Origin of the sequence: Sarcina sp. DSM 11001, from assembly GCF_900101015.1 — a bacterium.
Lineage (GTDB): Bacteria > Bacillota > Clostridia > Lachnospirales > Lachnospiraceae > CAG-791.
This window is the reverse complement of the sequence record NZ_FNFZ01000003.1, coordinates 23369-36718: the sequence shown is the minus strand read 5'-3', so window position 1 is coordinate 36718 and position 13350 is coordinate 23369. Positions and strand designations below refer to the sequence as shown.

General features: G+C 43.5%; 14 protein-coding genes. 13 read left to right on the top strand and 1 reads right to left on the bottom strand.

Annotation, left to right across the window (positions count from 1 at the left end; translation table 11 throughout):
- Positions 1 to 183 precede the first annotated feature (183 nt).
- From BLT02_RS01965 to BLT02_RS01945, 5 genes are all read left to right on the top strand, one after another.
- Positions 184 to 1539 carry a plasmid recombination protein gene (locus BLT02_RS01965; RefSeq protein ID WP_092991189.1) on the top strand — a complete coding sequence of 452 codons (1356 nt, stop codon included), beginning with the start codon at positions 184 to 186 and terminating at the stop codon, positions 1537 to 1539.
- A 162-nt stretch (positions 1540 to 1701) separates the two neighbouring features.
- Complete coding sequence (locus BLT02_RS01960) at positions 1702 to 3198, top strand: Eco57I restriction-modification methylase domain-containing protein (protein WP_092991188.1); 1497 nt, start codon at positions 1702 to 1704, stop codon at positions 3196 to 3198.
- Complete coding sequence (locus BLT02_RS01955) at positions 3191 to 4108, top strand: BsuBI/PstI family type II restriction endonuclease (protein WP_092991187.1); 918 nt, start codon at positions 3191 to 3193, stop codon at positions 4106 to 4108. The genes BLT02_RS01960 and BLT02_RS01955 overlap by 8 nt, the downstream gene beginning before the upstream one ends.
- 14 nt (positions 4109 to 4122) lie before the next feature.
- On the top strand, positions 4123 to 4590 hold the full coding sequence (locus BLT02_RS01950) for a hypothetical protein (protein WP_092991186.1): 468 nt from the start codon (positions 4123 to 4125) through the stop codon (positions 4588 to 4590).
- Positions 4587 to 5357, top strand: coding sequence for a S1 family peptidase (locus tag BLT02_RS01945; RefSeq protein WP_092991185.1), 771 nt, complete (start codon positions 4587 to 4589; stop codon positions 5355 to 5357). The genes BLT02_RS01950 and BLT02_RS01945 overlap by 4 nt, the downstream gene beginning before the upstream one ends.
- Before the next feature lie 389 nt (positions 5358 to 5746).
- Here BLT02_RS01945 and BLT02_RS01940 read toward each other — a convergent pair whose 3' ends face one another.
- Positions 5747 to 6349 carry a helix-turn-helix domain-containing protein gene (locus tag BLT02_RS01940; RefSeq protein ID WP_092991184.1) on the bottom strand — a complete coding sequence of 201 codons (603 nt, stop codon included), beginning with the start codon at positions 6347 to 6349 and terminating at the stop codon, positions 5747 to 5749.
- Between the two features lie 213 nt (positions 6350 to 6562).
- On the opposite strand from BLT02_RS01940, the gene BLT02_RS01935 reads away from it, so the two are divergent.
- From BLT02_RS01935 to BLT02_RS01905, 8 genes are all read left to right on the top strand, one after another.
- Entirely contained in the window at positions 6563 to 6772 is a 210-nt protein-coding gene (locus BLT02_RS01935; protein ID WP_092991183.1) for a helix-turn-helix transcriptional regulator, read from the top strand.
- The gene (locus BLT02_RS01930) at positions 6759 to 7859 is read left to right on the top strand and encodes a site-specific integrase (RefSeq protein WP_092991182.1); all 1101 of its coding nucleotides are present in this window, start codon (positions 6759 to 6761) and stop codon (positions 7857 to 7859) included. The genes BLT02_RS01935 and BLT02_RS01930 overlap by 14 nt, the downstream gene beginning before the upstream one ends.
- Positions 7860 to 7959: 100 nt before the next feature.
- Positions 7960 to 8286, top strand: a complete 327-nt coding sequence (locus tag BLT02_RS01925; RefSeq protein ID WP_092991181.1) for a plasmid mobilization protein — start codon at positions 7960 to 7962, stop codon at positions 8284 to 8286.
- A 2-nt stretch (positions 8287 to 8288) separates the two neighbouring features.
- Positions 8289 to 8435 (top strand): hypothetical protein, encoded by a 147-nt coding sequence (locus BLT02_RS17050; protein ID WP_175453645.1) that lies wholly within the window; start codon positions 8289 to 8291, stop codon positions 8433 to 8435.
- Positions 8436 to 8462: 27 nt separating this feature from the next.
- A complete protein-coding gene (locus tag BLT02_RS01920) occupies positions 8463 to 10292 on the top strand; it encodes a DNA primase family protein (RefSeq protein ID WP_092991180.1) in 1830 nt (609 codons plus the stop codon).
- Positions 10293 to 10800: 508 nt separating this feature from the next.
- On the top strand, positions 10801 to 12132 hold the full coding sequence (locus tag BLT02_RS01915; protein WP_092991310.1) for a plasmid recombination protein: 1332 nt from the start codon (positions 10801 to 10803) through the stop codon (positions 12130 to 12132).
- Positions 12133 to 12430: 298 nt separating this feature from the next.
- Positions 12431 to 12670 carry a DUF7675 family protein gene (locus tag BLT02_RS01910; RefSeq protein ID WP_092991179.1) on the top strand — a complete coding sequence of 80 codons (240 nt, stop codon included), beginning with the start codon at positions 12431 to 12433 and terminating at the stop codon, positions 12668 to 12670.
- A gap of 144 nt (positions 12671 to 12814) precedes the next feature.
- Positions 12815 to 13333 (top strand): hypothetical protein, encoded by a 519-nt coding sequence (locus BLT02_RS01905; RefSeq protein WP_092991178.1) that lies wholly within the window; start codon positions 12815 to 12817, stop codon positions 13331 to 13333.
- Positions 13334 to 13350 lie beyond the last annotated feature (17 nt).

The window sequence follows — 13350 nt, the reverse complement described above, 5'->3', positions numbered from 1 at the left end:
TTGCGTTACTTTTGACAAAAGTAACAAAACCCCCTGCGGGGCTGAACAGACTGATCCATCAAAGACGGGATATTTGACTCCATGCAGATACAGGTGTGAGCAATGCCTTTGAAGGGAGAAAGCCGATGAGAACGATTATTCATATAGCCATATCGGAATCATCGGGACGAAAGAGAGGACCGAATGCACAAAAACACAATCAGTGTGATGGTGGGAAAGGGATCGCTGAAGCACAACAGCCGGGTCTTCTATGCAGAGAATGTAGATCCATCCCGGAGTCACCTGAACATAGAATACTGTAATGAGAATATCAAAGATGTCTATCACGAATTATTCGATGATGCCCTTGCCAGATACAATGCGAAGCAGAAGCGGTCAGACAGGAAGATTGAGAATTATTATGAGAAGATCTGCTCCGGAAAGCAGGAGAAGCCTTTTCATGAACTCGTCATCCAGATTGGAAACAGAGATACCTGCGCCGCCGCAACTGATGACGGGGCCTATGCCGCCAGGCTGTTGGATGAGTACATGCAGGGCTTTCAGACAAGGAATCCGACACTCCGTGTTTTCTCCGCTCACCTGCATATGGATGAAGCAACACCGCATTTGCACATTGATTTTGTTCCTTTCACAACAGGCAGCAAAAGGGGCCTTGATACCAGAGTTTCTCTGAAAAAGGCACTGGAAGCCCTTGGCTTTAAGGGCGGCACCCGCAACGATACGGAGTGGGATCAGTGGGCAAATGCAGAGAAGGAGCGTCTGGCAGAGATCATGCTGGCACACGGCATTGAATGGGAGAAAAAGGGCACCCACGAGGAACACCTGTCTGTACTGGACTACAAGAAGAAAGAACGGATAAAAGAAGTTGAACTGCTTGAAAGACAAAAAGAAAATATTGAACGGACTACGGAAGCGCAGCTGAAGGTCTCTGCACAACTGCATATGGAGCTTTCACAGGTGAATCAGGAACTAACCGAGGTGCACAGGGAAACCGCTCAGGCGAAGGTAGAGAAAGAAAATGCCCTTCAGGTCGCGGCTACGGCAAAGAAGGCGGCTGAAGAAGCAGAGGCAGTAAAAGAAGAAAGCCAGAAGAAGGCCAATAGCTTAAAGGCGTACATCCAGTCATTTGAAAGAAATGTTTATGAATACGATGAAGCGAAGAAGTGGCAGCTTCCGGAGCCGGATTTCCTGATGGGAGCAGGGACATACCGTGAAAAAAAAGCACTACCGCTCGTCAATAAACTCAAGAACGTAATCAAGAATCTCACTTTGCAGCTGATCCATGCCCTGGAGGCAAACGACCGCCTAAAACAGAGTCTGAAAAAGAGTGATCAGAAAATAGATCATCTCCGGAACCGAGTCAGTAAGCTGGAGGAAAGAAACAATATTCTGGATGAGCGATCCCATAGACTGGAGTTGGTGGAGCATGCCGTTGGGGAGGAACAGGTGAACAGGATCGCCGATGAACAGAGCAGGCGAGAAGAGTGGGAGAGAAATCAGAGGAAGAGGCAGAGAGGCAGGGCAGAGTGGTCGCTGTAAAGAAAGTAATCTCATAATGGGGAGGAAAGCGGTAGAAGAAGGAAACCATTAAGGATCAGACCAATTGGTTTTGTTTGATGTGGGTTTCGTGACATGCTATACTATCTTTTGCGAATACAGATATTTTGATACAGAATATGGATTACATAGGAATAAAGTCAAATGCTGGAATATATAATCAATGAAACCAATAAGTTCTTAGAACAAATGCCGAAGAGTAAGCGAAAGAAAAAAGGTCAGTTTTTCACTTCTAAAGAGACAGCTGAGTTTATGGCTACTATGTTCCAACTGGAGGGGCTACCTTTAGAAATCAATATACTGGATCCAGGAACAGGAACAGGTATTCTTTCAGCCGCTGTAGTGGAGCATTTGCTTGAGGCGGATGAAAAACGTTCCATTCATCTGACCTGCTATGAAACGGATGGGGATGTTTTGCCGGTTCTCAAGAATAATATGGTATACCTTTTATCAAAAGCTGGAGATCGGTTCAGTTATGAGATAAGGGAACAGGACTATATTTTATCTCAACAGGATGATTTTAACGAAACGTTTTTCGCTAGTGAACAGCAGACAAAGTATGACCTTATCATAGGCAATCCTCCTTATCTGAGAGTCATGCGTGATAACCCAGCAGCGCTTGCAATGCCGAAGGTTGTGCATGGGGCACCAAACCTGTACTTTCTGTTCGCATCGATGTCTTTATTTAATTTAAAAGACAATGCTGAGATGGTGTATATCATTCCCAGAAGCTGGACATCAGGGGCTTACTTTAAGGCATTCAGGCAATACTTCTTGGGAGAAGGTAAACTATTGCAGATACATCTGTTTGTGAGCAGAGATAAAGTCTTTAGTTCAGAGGAAGTGCTTCAGGAAACAATGATCGTCAAAGTGAAGAAGACGCAGATTGTTCCTGATGAAGTAAGGATTACATCCAGCCAAAGCAATAGTGATTTCAACGAGATCTCCGAGTTGAAGGTCCCCTATTCCTCTGTTGTTTCGGGAAGAGATTTGTATGTTTATCTCCCGACCAGTAAAGAGGACATTGATATAATTCAAAGAATTAATACCTATCAGAAAACACTTCCTGATGAAGGAATGCGTATGAAGACAGGGATTGTTGTTGATTTCCGTCAATGGGATGACCTCCGAAAAGAACCCGGAGATCATATTCTTCCTCTCTTTTATAGTCAACATATTCGTAATGGAAGAGTTAATCACCAGCCTTCAGGAAAGGAATTTGACTGGATTATAGATGAAAAGCCAGGTCTGATCCAGCGCAATAAGAATTATGTTTTCTGCAAACGATTTACTGCTAAAGAAGAACGACGTCGGTTACAGTGTGGCGTTTACCTTCCAGAAGACTTTAAAGAATATGAATATATTGGCACTCAGAACAAAATCAATTTTGTTGATAAAACAGATGGGAGCGAGATGGACTTATCTACCACTTATGGGGTATACGCCCTCCTGAATTCAACATTATTTGACATGTATTACAGAATACTGAACGGAAGCACGCAGGTAAACAGCACCGAAATAAACAGCATACCGGTGCCTCCGGCAGCCACTATTGCCAGAATCGGAGAAAAAGTAATAGATTCTAATGATCTTTCCACCGATAATTGCGATAGGATATTAAAGGAGGTGGCGTATGGGTAAGATGGATGAGGCTCGTCAGTTTCTTGCAGACGTAGGAATGCCAAAGGCGCAGCAATCCGATATTTGTTGCCTGAGTCTACTAGCGATGGCTGGTATAACGGCTAAATCAGACTGGAAAAAAGCAACTAATGAGTGGATTCGCATTCATGATATCATTGTGTTTTCTAACGAGTATTACGGAATGGCTTATGCTGAAAATACCAGAGAAACATTTCGTAAGCAGGCAATGCATCATTTTCGTAATGCTGCATTGATTGAGGATAATGGAAAAGCAACAAATAGCCCTAATTACCGTTATCGAATCACGGAAGAAACTCTTGGGATGTTGCGCTCTTTAGGGACTGATAGAGAAACAGAGCGGCTCCAGCGCTTTTTGTCGTACCATACTCGCTTGGTAGATAAATATGCGTCTAAGAAGAAAATGACAATGATGCCTGTAAAGATTAACGGGGAGGATTTCCAGTTTTCTCCTGGAAAGCATAATGCTCTACAAAAGGCAATTATAGAAGAATTTGCACCTCGGTTTGCACCTGGATCTGAGTGCCTTTATGTGGGAGATACCATCGAAAAGGATCTTGTTAAGAATATCGATAAGCTGGCTCAGCTCGGATTTGAGATTACGTTACACGATAAGATGCCCGATGTAGTTCTATATCGGGAGGATAAGGATTGGATTTACTTTGTTGAATCCGTGACTTCAGTAGGACCGATGGATCCAAAGCGAATAATTGAAATCACCGAGATGACTCAGAATGTCCACGCCGGAAAGATATTTGTGACCGCTTTTCTTGATTTTCAGACTTACAAGAAATTTGCAGAGAAGCTTGCATGGGAAACTGAGGTGTGGCTTGCTGAGATGCCGGATCACATGATTCATTTGAATGGGGACAAGTTTTTGGGACCAAGATAAGAGGACAAAGATTCGTGGAGAATGATTTAGATAAAATTTTGGATGTTGCAACGTCCGAAACGAAAGAAATGCCTAGTGTAAATGTTATCAGCAATAAAAGTACGGAGTTACAATACAGTCGAACTTTCAATGTACATGTTCCTGAAGCTGAGGAATTATCTGTAATCAGTGCTTCGGATATGCAGAGAATATCAGACTTATGCAATAAAGCTAAACAAAACAAGTTTTCATTTGCGGAATTGTTTCTTAGTATTTCTTCGCTATTAATCGGAGCGTGTATAAGTGCTCTAATCTCGAAAGTGAAATACGAGTTAAGTCCCCTGAGCGTTATATTATACAACATTTGTCCATGTTTAGGACTTGCGTGTGGAGTTATATACTTCTTTTGTAGAAGGCAAGAGATTGATGATGCAAGGCAACTTGCTGAAAAAATCGAGAATTATTTAGAAAAATATGTTGAGGGGAGTGAGAAGATAGAATGAATATTAAAGACATTAGCACACAATTGTTGTACACAACTGTGCCTATTTTTGCCCAAAGAAAAGATAACACGGTATCTGCGGGGACAGGTTTCATTTTTTCTGTAGACGAGGGTGAAAACAAATCCATTCCTCTTCTTATTACTAGTTATCACGTACTAGAAGATGCACTTGCCGGATTTGTCGAATTGCATATAGGAGAGCATGGGAAACCAACAAATAAGACTGTTCGCGTTCAGTTTGATAGGTCCATTATTAGTGAAAATAAACTGGGAGAGTTAGATGTCATTGCTATTCCGTTGGCATCAACACTTATGAATTTTCAGAGCGCGGGAGTGGATATTTTTTTTAGAAGTGTAGATCAAAACATGATTCCGTCTATTGAACAAGAACAAAATTTAGCTGCTATAGAAAATATAACCTTCATAGGGTATCCTAGTAGTATATATGACGAGAAGAATAAGTTGTCGATTGTTCGGAAAGGTATCACAGCAACACCTATATGGAATTCTTTTCGAGGAGAAGAGACTTTTTTAATAGATGCGGGGGTATTCCCTGGTTCAAGTGGGAGTCCAGTTTTTATTTTCAATCAAGGATCATATCCGACTACAGACGGAATTACAATTGGCAATAGATTGTTATTTGTTGGAATTATTTCAGCAACTATGGTTAGGGAAAAAAATGATTATCTGAATCTTGGAATAGTTATTAATAGTAGAGCAATGTATAGAGAATTAGAAGTATTAATTCACAAATTGAAACAGAGGTGAGACTTAGGCTAGCCTTTGATACTATTTTGATACTAAAAATCCGAAGAGCGAGAAGAAGGAAAGAGAAAAAGATTAAAATAAGTTAAAGTATATAATAAACATTACTATATATGCTAAAGCAATTAAACAACATAGTCGAGTACGAATAATAAAGTGCTCTCCAGAGAGCCAGTGTTTATGCGGCTCCCAGGCTTTGGAAGATACGATTTGATAACAAAATGATAACAGTTGAAATTCTGATATTATTCTGAGCGAATACGCGGCTTGCAGCTTGCAGGCATATTCCCGGAGAAGTAAAAAGCAGGATCTCACCGAACTGGAAACAGTCCGGCGGGAGCCTGCTTTTTTTGCGTGATGCTATTCGGCTGTAAGGAGAAGCGGATCAAGTACTATTCTTCGCTCTGCCCTGGCATTCCTTTTCTCTCAAAATTTTTTCTGGTTTTTCGCTTTTTGGGAGCTTCCTGGATCGTCAGTTCGCCGCTTGCAAGTCCCTGGAGCAGATCATCGGAGAGTTGGGGAGAAATGGCTTTTGCCCGGATCACGGAATCATCGTCTTTGGGGAAGTTGTAGCGCCAGTCATCGTACTGATCCAGCGAGATCTCTCCGTTCATCAGTTTGTCTTTCTGTTTAGCCCAGGAGAGAAAGTATGCGGAAAGAGTTCCACCGGGTTTCGAGACTTCCGGATTCAGATAAAGGGATACTTTACCGTCTTCTTCGCTGACTGTGAGTCCGTAGATGTCCTCAAGGGCAAAAAGAGTGTGCATCAAAGCGTCGTAAGAATCGATGTTGGGAAGTTTTAAGGCCATGGGAGAAATGCCCAGTACATCGGCCATAGAGTGGATCAGCTCCTCTTTTGGCATTTTGGCATCCTTCTCATACTGGGAGATCCGCACATCTGCGGATTTTGGGTCAAAACCCAGCATACGGCCAAGAGCATTCATTGTGAGATTACATTTGCGACGAAAAAAATTAAGGCGTTCACCAAGTGCCATGTATTGATCCTCCATTTCCCTGATCCTTTTTTACGTTCGTTTTGTTAGTTCATCATAGCAGAGAAAGGAATGAAAATCAAGTAAACTAAACCAAATAAGGAAGAAACGTAATAATAAACTCATACAGAATAGAAATGTTGACATTCGGAAAAAGACCACATATAATTAAAATATCTAATCCGATTAGAATAGAAAAATAAAAGGAGGAAAGCTATGAAAGAAATCTTTTTGAATGCAGAGCAGGTGGCGGCTGAGCTGGGAGTATCGAAATCCTATGCCTACAAACTGATCCAGAAGTTGAATCAGGAATTGAAGGAACTAGGGTGCATTACAATCCGGGGGAGAGTGGATCGTAAATACTTTCATGATCATATCTATGGAGCAAAAGAAGAGAAAGGAGAGAACGATCATGTCAGTGCATAAAAATGAGAAAAATGGAACATGGTATGTCATGGTACGCTATACCGACTGGCAGGGAAACTATAAGCAGAAATGCAAAAGAGGCTTTGCGACACGTCGGGACGCGCAGGAATGGGAAAAACAGTTCCTGCTGCAGAAGAGGGCGGATGTAAATATGACTCTGGAAAGCTTCTATGCCCTTTACGAGGAAGATCTTAAGCCCAGAGTCAAGCTTACGACCTGGAAAACAAAGGAGAATATCATCCGTACAAAGATCCTGCCGTTTCTTGGAAAAAAGAAGCTGTCGGAGATCAATACCAGAGATGTTGTGAATTGGCAGAACGAGATTATCAGGATGAAAGACACGAAAGGAAATCCGATTTCCCCGACGTATCAGAAAGCAATTCATGCGCAGCTGAGTGCAATGTTCAACCATGCGATCCGATATTATGAGCTTCCGCTCAATCCGGCCAGACGTGCAGGCAGCATCGGGGAAGAGGAGAGTAAGGAGATGCTCTTCTGGACGAGGGATGAGTATCAGAAATTTGCGGATGAAATGATGAAACGGCCTGAATATTACTATGCATTTGAGGTTCTGTACTGGTGTGGGATCCGCGAAGGTGAGCTTCTGGCTCTGACACCTTCTGACTTTGATTTTGAACGGAAGACTCTTCGTATCAATAAGAATTATCAGAAACTGGATGGAAAGGAACTGATCCAGACAACAAAGACCAGATACGGCAACAGGACGATTCGGATCCCTGCTTTTCTCAGTGATGAAATCCAGGACTATCTAAAGATGATCTATTGTGCCGAACCGGATGTCAGGCTGTTCCCCCTGACGAAGTACGGGCTTACCAAGGCGATGAGATCAGGTAGTAAAGCGGCAGGCGTAAAAAGGATCCGTATACATGATCTGCGGCATTCCCATGTATCCCTCCTGATCAACAATGGATTTACTGCCTTTGAGATCGGCAAGCGGGTGGGCCACAGTGCGGAGAAGATCACACTGCGGTATGCCCATTTATTCCCCAACAAGCAGGACGCGATGGCTGATTTTCTTGACAATGAATTCGGGGGCGAGAAACCGGGAGATGAGAGCGAAGATTAATACACATGGCGGAACAATCAATATCGGGATAATGAATATGGATTCAATGGCAGCATATAAAATGATATAAAAGATGCGATTAAAAGAGGAGGGTGGACCAATGTCAGAAAAGAATCTGGATAGAAACGGAAGATGGAGAAACATCACAGTCGCGTTCCGTGTATCTCCGGAGGAAAATGAACGGATCAATGCAGCAGTGCGGATCAGCGGACTTACCAAGCAGGAATATATCACGCGGAGGCTGGAGGACATGGAAGTCGTGGTGCAGGGGAACCCGAAGGTCTTTTGGGGACTGAGAGAAGAACTGCGGGCAGTTGCGGAACAGCTGTGTCGTCTGGAGAGTGTATCGGACATGGATCCCGAATTGCTTGCAGAATTAAAAATGATCTTATCTGTGATGGAAGGAATGAAGGAGGAAGAACATTGAGAATGAAAAAAATGACCGCCTGGTATCCGGATGTTGGCGCATTCGGCAGGCAGTCAGCAAATGTGGTTCAAACACAGCTTAATCATATCAAAGATAGAATGCCGGTTCAATGGATTTCTTCGTCTGTTTCCTGCCATCTTCACATGTAACACTATGAAGAGAGGAGGGGACGGAACATGTTTAGAGACCAATTTGAACAGTACATGAAAGAAGAACCGGAGACGATTGATCAGAAATATATTTTCATTGTCGACAACAGCAATCTCGCGCTCAGCATATTTGACGCAGGATTCCGCGCAGTGGCGCTGGAAGAGGGGAAGGAGAATCTCTTTGATCCGGAGAGCTTCTGTGAGTACCTGACAGTACTAGAATTTAAAGGAACATGCAGGCTGGACTACATGTATGTCCCAATGTGTTTCACGAAGAAAACAAATTTGTATCTGGCGGCGTTCTTCCGTGAACAGCATCTTGCTTTCCGGGAGGGCTGGATGCTTATCAAGGATTGTGAACGATATGAGAAGCTCGGATATTCCAAAGAGATCAGGGATAAGCTCCGCCGGTTTATTGACTCCTACGAAAAGCCTCCCAATGAAGAAGCAGACAAAAACTGCTTTCATCAGGTGAACAAAGACGGAGAGGCTACGAGCCCGCTGGATATTGCCATTGTAGAGCATCTGCTGAAGGAGGTTCCGTTTATTGTTCTCGAAGGCGTTCCCTATGTATACGTCAACGGCGTGTATCTACAGGATAAAAATGGAAATCTGCTGAAAGAGAAAATAAGAGACTGCTTATACAGGAAATTCGTGCGCAGCGGTACGATTAACCGGATCTATGAACTCCTGACCAGCATGCCGGAAGTCCAGCGGGTTTTTGGCGATGTGTACAATCTGCCTGGCCACTGGATCAACTTCCGAAACGGGTTTTATGATCCGGCTGCAAAGATGATGATACCACATGACCCGAAGTATCTGTGTTTTAATCAGATCTCCTTTGATTTTGATCCGGCAAAAAAGGAAGGAGTCGTGGCGGATAATAGTGCCGGGAAGGTAATCCAGTCCTATCTGGCGGAATCCCTTCCCGACCATGAGGACCAGAAGATGTTCTGGCAGTACGCAGGGTATTGCATGTGTACAGATACCAGCCAGCAGAAGATGCTGATCCTGACAGGCAATGGAGGAACAGGCAAATCGGTACTGATCGATCTGATTCAGGAACTTGTCGGAATCAGAAACTGTTGCAGTGTTTCACTGCAGGATCTCAATAAAAGATTCTATGCCACAAATCTGTTCGGGAAGCTCTTAAACGCATGTGGAGACATTCCGGTCGGTATCATCGACAAGACAGATGTGGTGAAGAAGGCGGTCGGAGAGGATGTCCTTCTTTATGAGAAGAAAGGAAAGGACCCCTCCACGTTTCGAAGCCATGCAAAGCTCTTGTTTTCATGCAACAGCGTACCTAAGAACGTGGAAGACAAGTCAGATGCTTTTTACCGCAGACTCCTCATTCTGGAGATGGATCATGTGATCCCGGCGGCTGAGAAGGATATACATCTGAAGGATAAGATTCGAAGCGAGAGAGAATATGCCGTTTACAGGGCTATCCAGGGTCTGGAAGAGCTTTGTCAGAATGGCCGGATAGAAGAAAGTGCAAACAGTATCGCGAGCGTCAAAAAGGCCAGGATCGCTGCGGACAGTGTGTTTGCTTTCTTGGATGAAATGATCTGCAGGAAAGAAGGAAGCCGTATCGACAGGAGCCGTATGTATCAGCTCTACGAGGACTACTGCAGAGATAACGACAGGACTGCTGTAAAGAAGACCAACTTCTTTGCTGACATGGAGAGGAAAGGGTATTTCACAAGTAAATATCAGGGGGTGTTTAAATACAAGGATGTTGTTTTGAAGAGTGAAGTGGAGGCAGATGAACCGAAGCAGATCAGCCAGCAGATGAAATTGGACGGATTCCAACCGGTCCGGAAAGGAGCAGTAATCCCTTTTGAGGCGGTCTAAGAAAATTATCGCAGATATGATGGGACAGGCATAAGCTTCACTGGAAAGAAAGAGAAAGGGGCAAAAGGGGCAAAAAAGAAGGGCATACGGAAGCTTTTTTTACCAGTACTGTCTGAGGAGAGCCGACTGAGAGAGCAGCGCTGTTCCAAACTGTATCCGTATGCGACCGGCTGAGAAAACAAAAAAGGACGGGTATGCTCATCGAAATTGCCCCTTTTGCCCCTCAAGAAAGCGGAAGCGGTCAACTGCCGAAGCGAAGCGAGGCCATACCCTCGGAGAGCGCAAAGCACTTTTGATGGCTCTGCTGTCGAAAGTGCTTTTGCGTTACTTTTGACAAAAGTAACAAAACCCCCTGCGGAGCTGAGCAGATGGATTCATCCTTGATGAGATATTTGCATGGATTACTCACGGGTAACAAATTCTTAAAAAAATGCCCCTGAAGACGAGTGTTTATGAAGCCGTATCGGGAGAAGGAGAGGACCGAATGCACAAGAACACAATCAGCGTGATGGTGGGAAAGGGATCGCTGAATCACAACAGCCGGGTCTTCTATGCAGAGAATGTAGATCCATCCCGGAGTCACCTGAACATAGAATATTGTAATGAAAATATCAAAGATGTCTATCACGAATTATTCGATGATGCCCTTGCCAGGTACAATGCGAAGCAGAAGCGGTCAGACAGGAAGATTGAGAATTATTATGAGAAGATCTGTTCTGGAAAACAGGAGAAGCCTTTTCATGAGATCATCATTCAGATCGGCAACAAAGATACCTGCGCCGCTGCAACTGAGGACGGGGCATTTGCCGCCAGACTGTTGGATGAGTACATGAGGGGATTTCAGAAAAGGAATTCGACACTTCGTGTCTTTTCCGCCCATCTTCATATGGACGAGGCAACACCGCACCTGCACATTGACTTTGTTCCTTATACGACAGGCAGCAAAAGAGGCCTTGATACCAGAGTCTCTCTGAAAAAGGCGTTGGAAGCCCTTGGCTTTAAGGGAGGCACCCGCAGTGACACAGAGTGGGACCAGTGGGCAAATGCAGAGAAGGAGCGGTTGGCAGAGATTATGCTGGCGCACGGTGTCGAATGGGAGAAGAAGGGTACCCATGAGGAACACCTGTCTGTACTGGACTACAAGAAGAAGGAACGGACAAAAGAAGTTGAACAGCTTGAAAGACAAAAAGAAAATATTGAACGGACTACGGAAGCACAGCTGAAAGTCTCTGCGCAACTGCATATGGAGCTTTCACAGGCAAATCACGAACTGACTGAACTACGCAGGGAAACAGCTGAAGCCAGGGAGGAAAAAGAAGAAGCCCTTCAAGCCGTAGCAACGGCAAAGAAGGAGGCGGAAGAAGCAGAAGCAATCGTGGAAGAAAACCAGAAGAAGGCTGATGACTTAAAAGCGTACATCCGGACATTTGAGAGAAATGTTCACGAATATGATGATGCGAAGAAGTGGCAGCTTCCGGAGCCCGATTTCCTGATGGGAGCCGGGACATATCGTGAAAAGAAAGCACTACCGCTTGTCAATACACTCAAAAACGTAATTAAGAACCTCACTCTGCAGCTGATCCATGCCCTTGAGGCGAATGAACGCCTGCAGAAGAGCCTAAAAAAGACTGAGCAGAAAGTTGACCATCTCCTGAACCGTGTCAATAAACTGGAGGAAAAGAACAAACTGCTGAATGAGAGGTCTCATACATTGGAGCTGGTGGAGCATGCTGTAGGGGAAGACCAGGTGGAGCGGATTGCAGGCGAACAGGATAAGCGCGAGGAGTGGGAGAGAAACCAGAGGAAGAGGCAGAGAGGTAGGACTGAGTGGTCGTTGTAACGGAGTAAAAAATATGATTATGAATAGAAGAATCTATCTATCCTTATTGTCTCAGTTCTTGATGTGCTATCACCTCTGTGATACTCTTGATACATTCCTTAGTGTTGGGCACCGGATATAGAAGTGCCTATAGGATTGATTTATTCCTCAGGTGCATACTTTATGTAGGGAATGATAAATTGACAGTACTGAAATGACAAGCAGAATCCGGGTCATTCCAGAGGATGCAGAGAAAATCAAAGCAGGAAGACAAAACTTTGATAATAGAAGTTGGGATATCATATAAAGGAATGACATATTGTTTTCGAAAAATCCGCAAGTAACCTTTTTCCTAAATAATGATAGGTTCGGTGATCCTCAAAAAAGGAATGAGGATGACACAATTTGGTGGCTTGATGATATGGACAGACGTGGCCCATTATTGTTTTCATTTGACCTTAAAGAAGTATTTAATTATTGGGGGGATTATCCCGACCATTTAACCGCTGAACAGAAAGAAATTTTTGATAGAGAGAATCCGAGCCTGGCTATTTTGTGAGTTTTGAACGAGGATCGATCATGGCTTAGGTATATGTTAATTGAAGACGGTGTGAATGACCCTTGCGATTTGTTATAGAGTATATACATCTATCTGATATCTTGAAAGATTCAAATGAGCTGATTTTGAGAGGAATTATCACTAATGGGAAATATACTTCATTTGAACTGTAAGCAATGCAAATATTCTTTCAATGGGTTATTAGGCGAAGGCAGACAAGGCTTTTTAGAGGACATAGAATGGAAGAAGCGTTTTGAAAGACAGGGAGGACCTAAAGAGATACAGATTATTTATAATGCTATCAATGCTTGTGTCGATGATGAAGAAAGAAAAGAAGACATTGTCCCAGCCTTTTTAAGACAGGATGAAAAGAAAAAACGAATTAATGCAAATCCTTTTCCCAGAATTCATCTTATGTCGTTCCCATATAGATGTAATCATTGTAAAAAATTAATCAACCACAAAAGAGTAAACATTAAATGTAAAAGAGGAGTCTTTATAGAGAACGACGTGAAATGCCCGTCATGCGGAAACTTAGCGTCTCCAATAAATCTCGATGCTCTAATGAAAAACAAGGATGAAGAACATAAGGAGAGTGGTTACATATCTTGTCCAAAATGTGGCGGCAGGCTTGAATTAACTGGCGTGTCTTTTTTTGACTGATGCATGTTATTGCAACA